Source organism: Methanobrevibacter ruminantium, from assembly GCF_016294135.1.
Classification (GTDB): Archaea; Methanobacteriota; Methanobacteria; order Methanobacteriales; family Methanobacteriaceae; genus Methanobrevibacter; species Methanobrevibacter ruminantium_A.
The window spans coordinates 13,605-30,354 of sequence record NZ_JAEDCO010000019.1 but is presented as its reverse complement, the minus strand read 5'-3'; the positions used below and the strand labels follow the sequence as shown (position 1 = coordinate 30,354).

Sequence of the window (16,750 nt, the reverse complement as noted above, 5' to 3'; positions counted from 1 at the left end):
ATTGATTTTAAGAATGTGAATAATAATATATTTAAATTTGTGAATCAATTTGAAATAATTGAACTTGAAAAAAGAATCCCTGATGGTATTGTTTTTGTTAATGGTATTCCTCTTGTTGTTTTCGAATTTAAAAGTGCAATTAAGGAAAATACTACTATTTTTGATGCTTATGAACAACTTACTATACGTTACCAAAGGGATATTCCTGAACTTTTCAAGTACAATGCATTTATTGTTATAAGTGATGGAGTAAACAACAAGTATGGGGCCCTATTTACAGAATATGAATACTTCTATGGATGGAAAAGGATACATTCTGAAGATGATGAATTTGAAGGTATAGATACCGCATTTTCATTAGTAAAAGGAATGTTTGATAAAAAAAGACTTCTTGAAATAATTAATGATTTCATATATTTCCCAGATAATACAAATGAAGACAAAAAAGTAATATGTCGTTACCCTCAATATTTTGCAGTTACAAAGCTTCATGAAAATATCTTGAAAAATATTAAACCTCTTGGTGATGGTAGAGGAGGTACTTATTTTGGTGCAACTGGTTCTGGGAAAAGTTTAGCTATGCTCTTTTTATCAAGAATATTGATGAGGGATAAAGAACTAAAGAACCCTACAATATTGTTAATCACAGATAGGACTGATTTGGAAAGGCAATTATCAAAATTATTTGTAAATTCTAAAAACTTTATTGGTGATGATAAAGTTAAAAAGATCTTATCTAGGGATGATTTAAAAGAGGAATTATCTAACCGTCCAAGCGGTGGAGTTTATTTAACCAATATTCAAAAGTTTTCTGAGGATATTGATGTTTTAAGTGAAAGAAATAATATTATCTGTATTTCAGATGAGGCTCATAGATCTCAATTAAACCTTGATGCTAGAATTGTCATTTCAGAAACTGGTGTTGAACGTAAGTATGGTTTTGCCAGATATTTGCATGATTCATTCCCTAATGCAGTTTATGTTGGATTTACAGGAACCCCAATTGATGAAACAATTGATGTATTTGGGGATATTGTAGATTCCTATACTATGAGTGATGCTGTCGATGATGGAATTATCGTTAATATGGTTTACAATGGTCGTGCAGCAAGAGTAAATGTGGACCATAGAAAAGTAGATGAAATAGAAGAGTATTATGAACAATGTGCTGAGGAAGGTGCAAATGAATATCAGATAGAAGCAAGTAAAAAAGCTGTTTTAAACATTAATATGATTATTGGAGATTCTGATAGGTTGCAAAAAGTAGCAGAAGATTTCATTGCACTATATGAACAAAGAGTAAATGAAAACTCTACAGTTAAAGGTAAGGCAATGTTTGTATGTTCTACAAGGCAAATTGCTTATGATTTTTATAAAAAAGTCATTGATTTAAGGCCAGAATGGGCAGTAAGTAAGTATCCTGATGATGAAATTTTATCTGAAGAAGATAAAAGAGAAATTAAGGAAATGCCTAAGATTAAAATGATTATGACTCGGAATAAAAATGATGAAAAAGAGTTATATGATTTATTAGGAACTAAAGAAAATCGTGAAGATGACGCAGATCAATTTAAAAATGATAGATCTAACTTTAAGATAGCTATTGTTGTAGATATGTGGTTAACTGGCTTTGATGTTCCTTCTTTAGATACAATTTTTATCGATAAACCTATTAAGAAACATACCTTAATTCAAACAATATCTAGAGTAAATCGTGTTTATGAGGGTAAGGATAAAGGATTAATTGTAGATTATTTGGGTATTTATAAGGCTATGAATGAAGCTTTAAGTAAATATACAAATTTCCAAAAAGAAGAGTTAGAAGATTTAAGCCCCTCCATTACTATTGTAAGAGATCAACTTTCAATTTTAGATGAGATGTTTTATGGTTTTGATTCAAGAAAATATTATGAAGGTACTGCATTAGAAAAATTAAATTGTCTAAAAGATGCTGCAGAGTTTATACAGGTTACAGATGAAACTGAGAAAAAATTCATGGCTAATGTAAAGAGATTAAAACAAGCATATGATTTATGTGTTATTTCTGAAGAGATTACAGAAGAAGAAAGAGATAAAATATTTTTCTATACTAGTGTACGTTCAATAATTTATAAATTAACAAAAGGAGATGCACCTGATATTAGCCGTATGAATCGAGAAGTTTCTAAGTTAGTAGAAGATGCCATATTATCTGATGGTGTTGAAGATTTGTTTGAATCAACTCAAGATGTTAAAGGAATTGATTTGCTTTCAGAAGATTATATTAATCGGATTAATGCAATTCCCCGTATAAATACCAGAATAAAAATCCTTGAGAGATTGATGAGAAATGAAATTAAAGAATATGGAAAAGTGAATAAAGTAAAAACAACATCTTTTACAGAAAAATTAAATGATTTGATTGAGAATTATAATCGTTTAAGAAGTAGTAAAGAATTCACTGAAGAGGTTTTAGGTGATGTATTAGATGAAATAGCTAATTTAATTAAAGAATTTAAAGAAGATAAAGATTCATTTAAGGAATTAGATATTTCAATTGAAGAAAAAGCATTTTATGATATTCTTAAAAATGTTGCAGAAAAACATGAATTTGAATATCCTCATGAGAAACTACTCCATTTGTCTGGTGAAATTAAAAAAATTGTAGAAGATAATTCATCTTATGTAGATTGGGAGAATAGGGAAGATATTAAAGCTACTTTGAAAGTAGATTTAATTTTGCTTCTAGATAAAAACGGATATCCTCCGGAATATAATGATGAAGTATTTTCAGAAGTATTTGAGCAAGCAGAGAATTTTAAAAAGAATATTGCGGAAGTATAATAGTTTTTTAACATTATTTAATTTTTTTTAATTGAGATTTTTCAATAAGGAGTTTTAAAATGGGTCAAAGAGATATTTATCAATGTGAAAATTGTGGGTTTGAATTTGTACAAGATTATCTTAATTTTTATTTAAATCTTAAAACTGGTCAGATTGAAGATTTTATGATATTAATGTTTACTGTAGATTTAGATTGGAATTCTCCTCTGAAAGGAGACATATCTACAACTTATTGTGGCAATTGTGATAAATATATAAACATATATGAAATAAAATCTTTATCTGATAATTATGACTCCGAAGCGGCATATTACTTATTAAGACTTCTTCTTCCTAAAAAAATAGATCATGCTAAAGAGAAAGTTCAAATTTATAAAAAATTAGAAGAGATTATTAAAGAAAGAAATTTAGAAAAAATTAATAATTTTATAAAATATAATGATTATATTTTAAATGAAATCGAGCCCATTGAAACTTTAGAAGATATTGAATATCTAGATGTTGAGTATTATAAGGAAGCTTCAATAGAAGAATTAGAACGTATAGAAAATACAGTGTATTTAGTTCATTTGCCTAATACTGATTATAATCTAGATTTAAATGGTGAAAAAGTTAGTATGGACGTTTGTCCAAATTGTAAAAGCAAGATTCATGAAATAGATTCTGAACATCCTTGCCCTAAATGTGGTGGAGAAATACTGCCCTCCATTTCAATGATGATGGATTAAATAAAAAGTAATAATTGAGTTCTTTTTTTTAATTAATTATATTTATAACTATTAACAAAATAGTATTGATAAATATTTCTAAAAATTTACTAAAAATTATTAAAGTGATAAAATGAAAGCATTAGTTTTACTTGGATGTCCTGAAGCTCCTTCACAAACTCCTATTGGATTGTATGCCTCATACAAGTTAGGCCAAATGGGCTATGATGTTACTGTATCAAGCAATCCTGCAGCAGGAAAGATATTGGATATTTCAGATCCTGAAGGGGTTTACGTTAAAAAAAGAGTTGACATTGAAAAATGTTTGGATGAAATTGAGGAAGGAGATTATGACTTATTGGTAGGTTGCGTTCATAAGGATGCCGCAGCTACTTTCTTCATAACCTATTATCATATCTTAAAATGCAAGGCATTGGCTCTTGTATTCTCAAGAGATGCAGAAGAAGTGGCTGAATTTGCAGATATGGTCGAATCCTCAACTGATGCGGATATCATTGCTGTAAGGGCTTTCCATAATCCAAATCCAATTAAGGTTAGATTTGACAAATACTTGAAAACTTTAGAAGAATAATTATTATTTTAATAGAATTTATCAATTATTATTTAATGATGGTGATTAGATGTCTTTCTGTTTAGAAACATATTTGCAACAAAATGATGATTATGAAATACTTGTACAACGTTCTGGAGTTAAACAATGTTACAAGCTTATTGAAGAAAACTCCAAAGAGATTATTCATGTAAATCCTGGGGATAAGGTATTGGGAGCAAGACTGATTGGACTTCCACCTATACCTGTGGGAATCAATGAAGATGAAGGTGCCATATTGATTACTTATACCAAGCCTTGCCATGGAACTGCAGCTATTAAGATTCCAATTAGCCCAGAAGAGATTGAAAGCGTTAGGGCAATGGATATTGGCGCTGATTAGATATGTAAATGAAAACATAAATTTATGGTGATTATTTGATTACAACTGTTGTAGGTAGTTTTGGGATTGATTTGAAGGAACCTGAAACTCTTGGTGAAAAGATAAAGTCTTCAATTGGATTGTATGATCCTTATAAGATAGCTATTGAAGAGGCAGTCAAATTGCAATTGGACTGTGGAATAGACATTATTGGGGATGGTCAGCCAAGAGGGGATATGGTAGGTTCCTTTGTAAAGCATATTCCAGGATTCTCATATGAAATGAATTCTTCAGTTATTGTATCCAAGATAAGGGCCCCTCAAGTTGATATAATGATCAAGGACTTGAAATTTGCTCTAAATGTCCTTAAAAAAGAGATTAAGGATAGGAACATGAGTGAAGATGAGGCAAGCAAAAAGGGAGTCAAGCTTATGTTGACAGGACCTTCCACTATTGTTCACTCTTCAAGAGTTGAATCATTTTACAAGGAGAGAAATCCTGCTATCATTGACTGCGCTTATGCATTAAGACGTGAGGTTGAGTCCGCTGAGAAGGCTGGAGCAAAATATGTTCAAATCGATGAGCCATTCTTATCTACAGGCATGGTTGACTTGAAAGTTGCAAAAGAAGCGATAGGCATTCTTACTGATGGAATTGAAATGCCCATGGGAATGCATGTCTGCGGTAATCTTGATGGATGCTTTAAAGAAATAGCTAAGTTCCCTATTGATATATTGGATTGTGAATTTGCTGGAAACAATGTAAACATAGGTGTTCTTGAAGCAAATGCTGATTTACTTAAGGGCAAAAAATTAGGATTCGGTTGTGTCGATTCAGCTGTAAATGCTGTTGATGATAAAGAGGAAGTTAAAGCTTTGGTTGAAAGGGGAATTAGAGCAGTAGGTAAGGAAAACATGCTCCTTGATCCTGATTGTGGCCTTAGAAAAGTGGATATTCCAATTGCAAAAGAAAAGTTAAAGATTCTCTCTGATTTGGCTAAAGAGTTTAATTAACTCTTTTTTTACTTTTTTTAGAATTTTCATTTATTGATTATCAGGTGTCATTCATGAAAGCAACAGATTTATTGGAAAAAATAAGAGAAAATTTGAAAGATTATCCCATAGACTATTTAAAGAGAAAAGCTACGGATGAGAGATATCCTGATAGCATAACAAAACGATTAGCTATTTATAATTCTTCAATTTATGATGAGATATATGAAAAGAATATTGAAGAGGACTATGAAATAAAAGATGCTGTAATTAAGAATATAGAAGGTGATGTAAACTATTATTTCAGTGTTTATGATCCAGGAGACATTGAAACAAGGGATTTCACAAGAGAACTTTCTTTATATCTTGTTTTAATAGCTAAAAAGCCATTGCATCCTTTTGGAGATAATCCTACAAAGTATGATGTCTTTTTGGAAAACGGTGAATACAAATGCAAGAACAGAATCATCCACATTAAGGATGAAAGATCATTATGCAGATATTGCATTTGCAAAAATGCAGGTTATTCCTTTGGATTTATATAAATTAGATATTTAAGTCATTAAGGAAAATATATTTCATCATTAAAACATGCAAAATGATTGGAAAGAGAATTAAATAACACAGTTATTAATTAACGACAATCCCAGCAAAATTTAAAACCTCATTGTTTTTTAATTTTTTCTTTTTTAATAAAAAACGCATTTTAAAAATGATTGAGTGATTTTATGACTATAAATGAGGAAATGTATAAGGAATTTTCAAATGTTGTTATTGGAGAGGATAGCATATCCAATGATGCTCTTTTACAGGTATTAAAGGATTATGCAGGAACAGTATCTGTATTTGACTTGATGGAAATCAATGCAGAACTGATTGATGAAAGCAAATATGTTCAAGACAGCTATAAAAAGAAAAGTCATGGAATATATGCAAAATACTTTTTAGCTCGCTTAAAGGAAGTAAGGAGCAATAACAATCACTATACTCATAAAATCGATAAGGATGAGTTTATAGATGCAGTGGCAACATTGCAGTCCTATGAGGATTCTGAATCATTAAGCCATAAAACAAAGTTTCCTTTAGTCTATTCTATCATATCACTATACACTACTTTTATTCTTGAAGAGCCTATTCATCCTGTTGGAACTCCATTTCCAGGTTCATTGTATGTGGAAAAAATAAATGGAAAGTACTATTGCCCTGTAAAGGATGCAAATGTTGACTCTCCTAATGCAGTCTGTAAGATGTGCATTGCAGAACAATTGGAATTTTAAGAAAATATTTATTTTATTTTAAAAGAGAATATTAATTTTATTTTAAAATAAGAAAATAGTAGTTTAAATAAAAAATAGAAAAAAATTAAAAATAAAGAAATTAAAAATAAAAAAAGAAAATATAAAAGATTAATCTATAAGTCATCTGTGTAAATGATAGGCTTGATCAAGTCTTTTGGCTTTTCATCCATAAGTTTGAAAGCTTTTTCGATTTCATCAATTATTTAACTAATTCTTTTCCTTTTTCGAAAGCAGCTTCTCTTTCTTTAGGGAAAATCTTTTCATGTCTTTCATATCTTTCTTCAGCATTGAAAAACCATGGCCAATCTGTTTTGCTGTAATCCTTAAGCTGAAGTGTTTCTCCAGATACAAAGACTTCAGTTGGCCCTACAAATCTATTAAAAACTTTTTGATAATTTTGAAGCAATTCCTCATACATTGTATCAGGTGCATTGCTTGTCATAATTAGCAATGTTGGAATTGGATTTTCATTGCAGCATGGAGTCTCTGTATTGTATGTCAAGTTTTGAAATACCAATCTTTCATAAAGTGCTCTAAATGATGCTGTAAGTTCACCTAAGTAGTTTGGAGATCCTATTATCAATCCATCGGCTTCACGAATTGCATCCAATACTTCTGTCAACCCGTCTTTGCGTATGCAATTTCCTTTATATTTATTTTTTTTACATCCAAAGCATGAAATGCATCCTGTGTATTTTTCCAAACGGAACAAGTTGAATTTCTGCACTTCTGCGCCTGCAGATTTCGCTCCCTTTATCGCTTCATCAATTAGAGTGTCAGTATTCCATCCTTTTCTAGGTCCTGCATTGACTGCTATTATTTTTTTAGCCATTTTATTTCCTTTTAAAATTTGTAAAAAAATCATCATATATTGAAAAAAGTTCATTATATGAATTAATTTTTATAATTTATTTAATTTAACTATTATTGTTATTTATAATTGTTTTTTCTTATCATTCTTTTAATTTTTAATTTTTGTGATATATTGTTTATAATAACCATTTTGTATTTGAATAAATTTATAAAATTTTAAATAGTTAGTTAATTAAAAATATCATTATAATATTTTATTCATTATCAATAAGTAAATTCAATTTAAATCAATAATTTTAAATCAATTTAATTATTTTTATTTGAATAAACTAATTATAAATTAGAATATATTTTAATTGAGGTTAAACTATGGTTAGTGTCAATTTAGAAGCTAAAAAAACTGTAGATGTAATGATTGAAAAAGCTGACGACCTTAACATTGCTGTTTCCAAATTAGGAAACGGAGCAACCGTTATTGACTGTGGTGTAAATGTTGCTGGTAGTTTTAAAGCAGGTGAATTATATACTAAAGTATGTCTTGGAGGATTAGCTGATGTGGGTATTTCCATTCCTGGAGACTTATCTGAAAAATTCGCATTACCTTCTGTAAAGATAAAAACCGATTTCCCAGCTATTTCCACCTTAGGTGCACAAAAAGCAGGTTGGTCTGTTTCTGTAGGAGACTTCTTTGCATTAGGTTCCGGTCCAGCTAGAGCATTATCCTTAAAACCAGCTGAAACCTATGAGGAAATTGATTACAAAGATGAAGCTGATATTGCAATCTTAACTTTAGAAGCTGATGTATTGCCTGGTGATGATGTAGCAGCATACATTGCAGATGAATGTGGTGTAGCTGTAGAAAATGTATTCTTGCTTGTAGCTCCTACTGCTTCCTTAGTTGGATCTATCCAAATTGCAGGAAGAGTAGTTGAAAACGGTACCTACAAAATGTTAGAATTCTTAAAATTCGATGTTAAAAAAGTTGTACATGCAGCAGGTATTGCACCAATCGCTCCTATCGACCCAGATGGATTAAAAGCTATGGGCAAAACCAATGATGCAGTTTTATTCGGTGGAAGAACTTACTACTATGTCAAATCTGAAGAAGGAGATGACATTGCAGCAGTAGCAGCTCAATTACCATCTTCTGCAGCTGATGGATATGGTAAACCATTCTTTGACGTATTTAAAGATGCAGGATTTGACTTCTACCAAATCGACAAAGGAATGTTTGCACCAGCTGAAGTTGTTATCAACGATTTAACCACTGGTAAATTATACAAAGAAGGATTCGTTAACGCTGAGTTACTTAAAAAATCCTTCGGTATCGAATAAATTTAGTGTTTATTCTTAGTGTTTTAAAATTTAAATGCTATTATTAGCTATTTTCTTTTTCTATTTTTTTTCTTAATTTTCTATTTTTTTTCTTAGTTTTTTAATAATTTTTTAACTTTTTTTAATTTTATCCTATCTTTTTTTTCGATAATTTTTTAATATTTTAGTTCACTATTCATAGTAAATTATGGTATTACTATTCTATCTATTTTTGCTTATTTTGTAATACTAACGAGTAATACTTTTTAAAATTTAAAATTATTACCTAATATTTAAATAAAATTGATTTTAGTAATAATTAATACTTTTTAGCCAAAAATAAGTCATTTTGTATTACTTTTTTTAGAAATATTTTTATATATGTATGTAATAATTATTTAGTGTAAAGTATTAAATTAATAACAATTTTAATATTATTATTACTATTGTTTAATGAAAATTTTGTTATTGAAATTTTCATTTTTTAAGATTGTTGTTTAATATTTTATTTTTAACTTAAGGAGTCTTATTATGGATACAAAATATATAATTGGTGCGGTAATCGCAATTATTCTAGTACTCATTGGTGGAGCTCTTCTTATGGGATGGGGCTCACATGAAAGAGGGCCTGGTGAAATTGTAGTTGCGGCTTACAGTCATGGAGGGGAACCAGAAGCTGGTTTCGATCCAATTGCAGGTTGGAACTATTATGCAGAGCCATTGATTCAAAGTACCTTACTTAAAATGAATACAAACGGTACTTACTCAAATGATTTGGCTACAGACTATGATATTTCTAGTGATTATAAGAAATATACTGTAAACTTAAGAGATGATGTCAAGTTTACCGATGGTACACCACTTACTGCAGAAGATGTAGCATTCACATTCAATGCCGCAAAAGAAAGTGGTGCAAGCTTAGACTTAACTGCTTTAAATGAAGCTAAAGCTATTGATGATTACACTGTAGAATTTGATTTAAACAAATCTGATTCCACTTTCTTGGATAAATTAGCTTACATCGGTATTGTACCTTCTGATTCCTATAACAATGAAACCTATGGTGAAAACCCTATAGGTTCTGGACCATACAAATTCGTACAATGGGATAAAGGTCAACAAGTAATCTTAGAGAAAAACCCTGATTACTATGGTAAAATGCCTCAAATCGAAAAAATAACCATTCTCTTTGCTCAAAACGAAGCAGCATTCAACTTAGCTAAAAACGGAGAAGCTGATATTGTAGCTGTACCTCTTGAATACGGTAAGGAAAAGGTTGACGGATACACCATGTACTTAATGGACACAATTGACGTTCGTGGTATTTCATTGCCAAGTGTACCTGATACTGGTGAAGTATCTCCAGAAGATAACTACACCATTGGTAACAATGTAACTGCAGACATTGCAATAAGAAAAGCATTGAACTATGGTATTAACAGAACTGCATTAGCTGATGGTGCATTAAACGGATTAGGTGTTCCTTCCTACGACGGTATTGCTCATCAATTACCATGGGCTAACCCAGAAGCAGCAATTGAAGACGGTGACGTTGCATTTGCTAACAAAACCTTAGAAGAAGCTGGTTGGGTTGACTCTGACGGTGACGGAATAAGAGAAAAAGATGGTACAAAAGCATCATTCAAAGTATATTACTCTGCAAATGCTCCAGAAAGACAAGCATTAGCTTTAGGATTATCAGAACAAGCTAAAGAATTCGGTATTGAAGTTGAACCTGTCGGTGCTGAATGGGATGAAATCTATCCAAATCAATACTCTCAAGGAGTTCTCTGGGGATACGGTTCCACAGATCCTTCTGACATGTACGGAGAATACTACAGTTCTTCTGACTTCAACCCTGCAAGAGTAAACAACAGTGCTGTAGACGCTCACATGGATGCTGCATTTGCTGAATCCTGTGAAGCTTCATACAAAGATTGGTCTGCAGTATCCTGGGACGGTACCACTGGTATCTCACCTAAAGGTGATGCAAACTGGTTATGGTTAGGTGAAATCAAATACGGTTACTTTGTAAATGATAGAGTGGACATTTCCAATGACACTGCTCTATTGCAACCTCACGGAGGAGACTTATTCAGTAACATATATGACTGGACCATGACTAACTCTACAGCATAAAAAATGTATAAGTGATGGAGGTAGGAAAAGTTTTCAAAAACCTTTTTCTACTTCCTTCTAATTTTTTTAAGTTTTTTATTCAAATGAAGAATTAGTTTCCTTTCAACTTTCAATAAAAGAAAATTTTATAGATGTATTTATATTTAGATTATAGTTTTCATATTTAAATTCCAATTTTTATATTCAGATTATAATTTCTAAAAATATTGTTTATTTAAGCTTTTTTAATGCATTAAGGAAAGATATGGGTAAATTGTATTTTTTTGAGTATGTTTATTGATTTTATTTTATTATGAGTTTAGAGTTATTATATTATTATTATTAGATTTTCAAATTTAATTGTTCACTATGTGTAAATTTTTATGGGAGGTTATTTTTTGTTAGATAAACAGAAAATACTTAAATTTTTAGGATATAAGCTTGTCCGTTTTGTTATATTATTGGTTGTTGTAATATTATTAAGTTTTATATTAATTGACATGTCTCCTATAAATCCAGTAAACGCTTATATTTCCAATATGGTTGTAGGCCCTGAAAAAATTGCTCAATTGGAAGCTTATTGGGGTGTAAATCAGCCGATTACTGAAAAACTATTGAATTGGTTAGGAAATATTATCGTTGGTGATTTTGGAACTTCTTTAATTTATAGGACTCCAGTATTGCATGTTATTGGTGAAAAGTTCACAGCATCATTAATTTTGATGTTAACATCTTGGTTGATTTCCGGTGTATTAGGTTTTGCATTAGGTATTCTTGCAGGATTTAAAAGAGACACTTGGGTAGACAAGGCAGTGAAAGTCTATTGTTACATATTGCAATCTGCCCCTACATTTTGGATTGCATTGCTTGTTGTAATGGTATTCAGTGTTTATTTAGGACTATTCCCTGTAAGTGGCGGAGTGCCGATTGGTGCATTGAGTCAGGATGTTTCATTTTGGGATTGGTTAAGGCATTTGATCTTGCCGGCATTCACTTTGAGCATTTTAGGTGTTGCATCAATTGCATTGTATACTCGTGACAAGCTTATTGAAGTCATGTCAACTGATTATTTCCTTTTTGCAAAAGCAAGAGGGGAAGATGGATGGACTTTGATTAAAAGGCACGGTGTAAGAAACATTCTTTTGCCTGCTATCACATTGCAATTCTTGTCTTTCAGCGAATTGTTTGGTGGAACCGTTCTTGTTGAACAGGTTTTCATGTATCCTGGAATTGGTCAGGCAGCGGTTTCTGCAGGTTTGAGAAGTGATGTCCCACTATTGTTGGGTATTGTTATATTCAGTGCAATATTTGTTTATTGTGGGAATTTAATTGCAGATATCCTTTATAACTTTGTAGACCCAAGAATCAGGGAAGGTGAGGAAGATGGATGAGTCAGTCAATAAAGTGAATAAGTTTGATGTTTTAGGCAACATGAATTTGAGGACCAAAACATTGCTTGCAATAGGTTTATCCACTTTCATCTTGATTTTGGTTGTTGTTATCAGTTTCTTCATTGACCCAAAAAGCATCACTACCAACTGGACCATGATGAACCAACCTCCTTCCTTGGAGCATATCTTCGGTACAGATTGGTTAGGTAGGGACATGTTTATCCGTACCTTAAAAGGTTTAGGATTAAGTGTTCAAATAGGATTCTTCGCTTCCATTTTAAGCAGTATCATTGCTGTTGCCTTAGCGTTCTTATCAAGTTTCAATAAGCATTTGGACAGTTTTGTTTCATGGTTGATAGATGTATTCCTATCCATTCCACACATCTTGCTTATTATCCTTATATCCATTGCTTTAGGTGGAGGTGCTTTCGGTGTATTGATTGGTGTTGCATTCACTCACTGGACATCTCTTGCAAGAGTGCTTAGAGCTGAAATAAAACGTATTAAAACTTCAGAATTTGTTACAATTTCAGAAAAATTAGGACAATCCAAGTTTTGGATTGCAAGAAAACAGATCTTACCTTTGGTTATCACTCAAGTGATTGTAGGTACAATCTTGATTTTCCCTCATGCAATCATGCACGAGGCAAGTGTAACTTTCTTAGGTTTCGGATTATCTCCACATGAACCGGCTATCGGTATTATCTTGTCTGAATCCATGAAATACCTTGCAACTGGTAATTGGTGGTTAGCTTTATTCCCTGGGTTGGCATTATTGATTCTTGTATTATTGTTTGATATTGCAGGAGAGAACATCAAGAAGATGCTGGATCCAGCAAGTGCAAATGATTAGGTGATAATATGAGTGATTTAATTAATGTTTCAAATATTTCCATTTCATTTACCCAATATGTCAAAGGTTTGAATCAAAGAGAGCTTAAGGTTATCACTGATTTGACTTTGGATATTAAGGAAGGCGAAATCGTTGCTGTTTTAGGTTCAAGCGGATCTGGTAAGAGTCTTCTTGCACATGCAATCCTTGGTATTCTGCCTCACAACGCTAATTTATCTGGTAATATGGTCTATAAGGGGGATGTTTTAACAGATGAATTGAAAAAGGAATTGCGTGGTCATGAGATTGCCTTGATTCCCCAATCTGTTAACTTTTTAGATCCTTTAATGAAGGTTTCAGACCAGGTTATTGGTGAATGTGCTGATGAAGCTGAGGAGAAGGAGAAAAGAGCTAAGCAAAGGGCTATTTTCGAGAAATATGGCTTGTCTGAGGAAGTGGATGACATGTATCCTTTCCAATTGTCTGGTGGTATGGCAAGAAGGGTTCTTGTATCAACAGCTCTTCTTACAAATCCTAAGCTTGTAATTGCGGATGAGCCAACTCCAGGATTGGATGAAAAGTCTGTAGAGGAAACCTTGAATCATTTAAGACAGATGGCAGCAGATAATGTGGGGGTTTTGCTTATTACCCACGATATTGATGCTGCTTTGAAGGTTGCAAACAGAATAGCAATCTTCTATTCAGGTTATGTTATTGAAGTTGCAAATGCAAGTGATTTCAGTGGTGAAGGAGAGAATTTGCTTCATCCATATACCAAATCCCTTTATAAGGCATTGCCTCATAATGGTTTTGAACTAACTAAAGGGCATCAGCCATTGCATGGTGAGATTCCAGTAGGATGTCCATATTATGAACGTTGTCCTCATAAGTTGGAGAATTGTGATAAGGAAAGGCCGTTCTTATTCCCTATTGATGAGAATAAGAGGGTCAGATGCTTTAAATATGGGGAGTAGATAATATGGAGTTAACTGGTAGAAATATTTCATTCAAATATAGTTCAGGATCTAGGCAAATCTTGAAGGATGTTGACATAACCATTGACAATAAGAAGATTTTAGGTTTGTTTGGAGACAGTGGAAGCGGTAAATCAAGCTTATGCAAAATACTTGCTGGACACATTAAAAGATATGATGGTGAAGTGAGATTGGATGGAAATGAAATCCCTAAAAGCGGTTTTAACCCTGTTCAATTGATTTATCAGCATCCCGAAAAGGTTATGAATCCTAAGTGGAAGATGCATGAAGTCTTGGAGGAATCTTGGGATGTTCCTGATGGTTTGTTGGAAGACTTCGGTATTCAAAAATCTTGGCTAAACAGATGGCCTGCAGAGCTTTCCGGTGGTGAATTGCAAAGATTCTCAGTTTTAAGGTCTTTAAATCCAAAGACTAAATTCTTAATAGCTGATGAAATGACCACTATGCTTGATGCAATCACTCAAGTTCAGATCTTTGAATCAGTTTTAAAGATTGTCAAGGAAAGAAACATGGGTTTGCTTGTTGTTAGCCATGATAGGGATTTAATGGATATTATTTGTGATGAAGTAATTTATCTTGATGATATTAATCACATTTAATATCTTTTTTATTTTTTTTATTTTTAAGAATTTTAATTTTTGTTTTTCGCATGGATTATTATTTTAAAAATGATTTAAAGTGATAAAAATGGATTTTACCATAAAGCAATTGTCTGATGATTGTGATGCAAAAATTAGAGTGAGAAATTTCCTGTTTTCTCAAATAAGATCTGAATATGGCTATGGTTACATTCCTTCTTGGCATAAGGACATAATAGACTTGAACAAGTATTATATAGATTGCAAGAAAAACAGTCTGTTTTATGTTGAAGATTGTGATAATGGAAAAATCATTGCTACCATAGCAGTTAGGCAGTATGATAAGAACTTTATGGAATTTCAGGATTTGTACTCTAAGGAATCCACAGCAAGCATTTGGAGACTCTTTGTAGATAAGTATTATAGGCGTTGTGGATTAGCTACACAGTTATATAATGTTGTTGAGGAGTTTTGCTGTGAAAATAACTTCAATGAGATTTATTTGCATACACATAAGAATCTTGAAGCAGGATTTAATTTTTGGAAAAAAGTAGGATTCAATGTAACATGGGATACAAATAATGAGCTTCAGACAGTCCATATGGTAAAGAACTTATCAAGCAAATAATTTAATAAAATTAGTTTTAATAAATATAAGTTAAAATATATTGCTTTAATTACAAAATAATAATTAAAATTAAATTTATATTTTTTAATTTATACTTTAAAATACAAATTTAATTATAAACGATTTTTTTATTTTTTAATAGATTTTATGTGATAAAATGAGTTGTTATAAATATTGGGGAACAATTGAAGAGATTGCGAATAAGCTTTCAAGCTATGGAGATTTGGATACTGAGGGCATTTCTGCATTGGATGGCACTGATATTGGGGAGATTACAAAGATCTTGGATGATATTGAAGTAATTGCCCATGACAAGGAAATAGATTTTGACTCTGCAAAGCATATTCTTGATGATGAGAAAATGAATAAAGCATTGAAGTTGATTCGTAAGTTCTATGTTTATATCGGTGCAAGATTAGAACGTGAAAATGCTATGAAAATTTTGGAATCTGATGATCCCAAAGCTGTTTTGGATTCATTCCATTTTTATGACAGGTATATTGGCCTTATTGAAAATGAAATGCAATTGGCTAAATTCAATGAAAACAAGACATTTGTATTTTTAGGTAGCGGTCCTTTGCCATTAACAATAATCATGTTTAATATGGTAACTGGATGCAAATGTATTGGTATTGAACAGGATCCTGAAGTTGCTGACTTGTCAAGAAAAGTCTTAAAACGTTTAGGTCTTGATGAAAGCATTGAGATTATAACAGGTAATGAAAAGACTATTGCAGACTTGGACTATGACATCTTGATGATTGCGGCATTTGCTGAACCTAAGGATAGGGTATTTGCAAATGTTTGGGATGTTGTTGATGAGAAGACTCCGGTTCTTTACAGAACATATACTGGTATGAGAGCTATTCTTTACTCTCCAGTAACTGAAAAGGATACAAGAGGATTCCATCAGGAAGTTATGTTGCTTCCTAAAGGAAAAACAAACAACACTTCTGTATTAATTAGAAAGATTAGTTAATTAAACATTAATTAAATTCTATCCCTTTTTTTTATTATTAATTTTTTTATTTCTTTAATTTTTTTATTTTTATAGTCCTCTTTTTTCTATTTTTATTAAATTTCCATATTATATTACTTTCTTTTGTTAATTAATTTTTTTTAAAATTTATTTAAAAGTAATACTTTTTATAGAAAAATCACCAAAAAAGTAATACTTTTTTCATATTTTTTTTAAAATTTTTCTAAAAGTAATACTTTTTGCCCTAAAAACTACAAAAAAGTAATAAAATTTATATGATATGGTGTATATATTAACATTAGTGATACTAACTATGCAAAAAACTTAAAAAAGTAATACTTTTTAATATT

Annotated in this window: 16 protein-coding genes; 15 read left to right on the top strand and 1 reads right to left on the bottom strand. The window is 31.4% G+C overall.

Translation table 11 applies throughout. The annotated features are described in order from the left end of the window. The 7 genes from VW161_RS05740 (at nucleotide 1) to VW161_RS05710 (ending at nucleotide 6,731) form a co-directional block, all read left to right on the top strand. On the top strand, nucleotides 1-2,823 hold the full coding sequence (locus VW161_RS05740) for a type I restriction endonuclease subunit R (RefSeq protein ID WP_325192783.1): 2,823 nt from the start codon (nucleotides 1-3) through the stop codon (nucleotides 2,821-2,823). A 59-nt stretch (nucleotides 2,824-2,882) separates the two neighbouring features. Beyond that, nucleotides 2,883-3,551 (top strand): hypothetical protein, encoded by a 669-nt coding sequence (locus tag VW161_RS05735; RefSeq protein WP_325192782.1) that lies wholly within the window; start codon nucleotides 2,883-2,885, stop codon nucleotides 3,549-3,551. Nucleotides 3,552-3,663: 112 nt separating this feature from the next. Further along, nucleotides 3,664-4,122, top strand: coding sequence for a DUF1890 domain-containing protein (locus VW161_RS05730; protein WP_304086324.1), 459 nt, complete (start codon nucleotides 3,664-3,666; stop codon nucleotides 4,120-4,122). Between the two features lie 49 nt (nucleotides 4,123-4,171). Further along, nucleotides 4,172-4,483, top strand: a complete 312-nt coding sequence (locus VW161_RS05725; protein WP_304086320.1) for a DUF1894 domain-containing protein — start codon at nucleotides 4,172-4,174, stop codon at nucleotides 4,481-4,483. A gap of 35 nt (nucleotides 4,484-4,518) precedes the next feature. Further along, a complete protein-coding gene (locus VW161_RS05720; protein WP_304094613.1) occupies nucleotides 4,519-5,475 on the top strand; it encodes a methionine synthase in 957 nt (318 codons plus the stop codon). A gap of 53 nt (nucleotides 5,476-5,528) precedes the next feature. Then, nucleotides 5,529-5,999, top strand: a complete 471-nt coding sequence (locus VW161_RS05715) for a DUF2115 family protein (protein ID WP_304103229.1) — start codon at nucleotides 5,529-5,531, stop codon at nucleotides 5,997-5,999. A 183-nt stretch (nucleotides 6,000-6,182) separates the two neighbouring features. Beyond that, the gene (locus tag VW161_RS05710) at nucleotides 6,183-6,731 is read left to right on the top strand and encodes a DUF2115 domain-containing protein (protein ID WP_304094534.1); all 549 of its coding nucleotides are present in this window, start codon (nucleotides 6,183-6,185) and stop codon (nucleotides 6,729-6,731) included. Between the two features lie 220 nt (nucleotides 6,732-6,951). On the opposite strand, the gene VW161_RS05705 is transcribed toward VW161_RS05710, so the two are convergent. After that, on the bottom strand, nucleotides 6,952-7,584 hold the full coding sequence (locus VW161_RS05705; RefSeq protein ID WP_325192781.1) for a flavodoxin family protein: 633 nt from the start codon (nucleotides 7,582-7,584) through the stop codon (nucleotides 6,952-6,954). A gap of 350 nt (nucleotides 7,585-7,934) precedes the next feature. On the opposite strand from VW161_RS05705, the gene mch reads away from it, so the two are divergent. From mch to VW161_RS05665, 8 genes are all read left to right on the top strand, one after another. Further along, on the top strand, nucleotides 7,935-8,900 hold the full coding sequence (mch, locus tag VW161_RS05700; protein WP_304086305.1) for a methenyltetrahydromethanopterin cyclohydrolase: 966 nt from the start codon (nucleotides 7,935-7,937) through the stop codon (nucleotides 8,898-8,900). A gap of 510 nt (nucleotides 8,901-9,410) precedes the next feature. Further along, the gene (locus tag VW161_RS05695; RefSeq protein ID WP_304094536.1) at nucleotides 9,411-11,018 is read left to right on the top strand and encodes an ABC transporter substrate-binding protein; all 1,608 of its coding nucleotides are present in this window, start codon (nucleotides 9,411-9,413) and stop codon (nucleotides 11,016-11,018) included. A gap of 377 nt (nucleotides 11,019-11,395) precedes the next feature. Continuing rightward, entirely contained in the window at nucleotides 11,396-12,388 is a 993-nt protein-coding gene (locus VW161_RS05690) for an ABC transporter permease (RefSeq protein ID WP_304163076.1), read from the top strand. Continuing rightward, complete coding sequence (locus VW161_RS05685) at nucleotides 12,381-13,241, top strand: ABC transporter permease (RefSeq protein ID WP_304136416.1); 861 nt, start codon at nucleotides 12,381-12,383, stop codon at nucleotides 13,239-13,241. The genes VW161_RS05690 and VW161_RS05685 overlap by 8 nt, the downstream gene beginning before the upstream one ends. A gap of 8 nt (nucleotides 13,242-13,249) precedes the next feature. Next, nucleotides 13,250-14,194, top strand: coding sequence for an oligopeptide/dipeptide ABC transporter ATP-binding protein (locus VW161_RS05680; RefSeq protein ID WP_304136413.1), 945 nt, complete (start codon nucleotides 13,250-13,252; stop codon nucleotides 14,192-14,194). A gap of 5 nt (nucleotides 14,195-14,199) precedes the next feature. Beyond that, nucleotides 14,200-14,814 (top strand): ABC transporter ATP-binding protein, encoded by a 615-nt coding sequence (locus tag VW161_RS05675; protein WP_304094545.1) that lies wholly within the window; start codon nucleotides 14,200-14,202, stop codon nucleotides 14,812-14,814. Between the two features lie 88 nt (nucleotides 14,815-14,902). After that, nucleotides 14,903-15,421, top strand: a complete 519-nt coding sequence (locus VW161_RS05670; RefSeq protein ID WP_304086292.1) for a GNAT family N-acetyltransferase — start codon at nucleotides 14,903-14,905, stop codon at nucleotides 15,419-15,421. Between the two features lie 157 nt (nucleotides 15,422-15,578). Then, entirely contained in the window at nucleotides 15,579-16,400 is an 822-nt protein-coding gene (locus VW161_RS05665; protein ID WP_304105592.1) for a nicotianamine synthase family protein, read from the top strand. Nucleotides 16,401-16,750 lie beyond the last annotated feature (350 nt).

Excerpts from the sequence above, each read along its gene's own strand:
- VW161_RS05670 (WP_304086292.1), top strand. The coding sequence starts at position 14,903 with ATGGATTTTACCATAAAGCAATTGTCTGATGATTGTGATGCAAAAATT.
- VW161_RS05715 (WP_304103229.1), top strand. The coding sequence starts at position 5,529 with ATGAAAGCAACAGATTTATTGGAAAAAATAAGAGAAAATTTGAAAGAT.
- VW161_RS05735 (WP_325192782.1), top strand. The coding sequence starts at position 2,883 with ATGGGTCAAAGAGATATTTATCAATGTGAAAATTGTGGGTTTGAATTT.
- VW161_RS05695 (WP_304094536.1), top strand. The coding sequence starts at position 9,411 with ATGGATACAAAATATATAATTGGTGCGGTAATCGCAATTATTCTAGTA.
- VW161_RS05675 (WP_304094545.1), top strand. The coding sequence starts at position 14,200 with ATGGAGTTAACTGGTAGAAATATTTCATTCAAATATAGTTCAGGATCT.
- VW161_RS05685 (WP_304136416.1), top strand. The coding sequence starts at position 12,381 with ATGGATGAGTCAGTCAATAAAGTGAATAAGTTTGATGTTTTAGGCAAC.
- VW161_RS05705 (WP_325192781.1), bottom strand. The coding sequence starts at position 7,584 with ATGGCTAAAAAAATAATAGCAGTCAATGCAGGACCTAGAAAAGGATGG.
- VW161_RS05725 (WP_304086320.1), top strand. The coding sequence starts at position 4,172 with ATGTCTTTCTGTTTAGAAACATATTTGCAACAAAATGATGATTATGAA.
- mch (WP_304086305.1), top strand. The coding sequence starts at position 7,935 with ATGGTTAGTGTCAATTTAGAAGCTAAAAAAACTGTAGATGTAATGATT.
- VW161_RS05710 (WP_304094534.1), top strand. The coding sequence starts at position 6,183 with ATGACTATAAATGAGGAAATGTATAAGGAATTTTCAAATGTTGTTATT.
- VW161_RS05665 (WP_304105592.1), top strand. The coding sequence starts at position 15,579 with ATGAGTTGTTATAAATATTGGGGAACAATTGAAGAGATTGCGAATAAG.
- VW161_RS05730 (WP_304086324.1), top strand. The coding sequence starts at position 3,664 with ATGAAAGCATTAGTTTTACTTGGATGTCCTGAAGCTCCTTCACAAACT.
- VW161_RS05680 (WP_304136413.1), top strand. The coding sequence starts at position 13,250 with ATGAGTGATTTAATTAATGTTTCAAATATTTCCATTTCATTTACCCAA.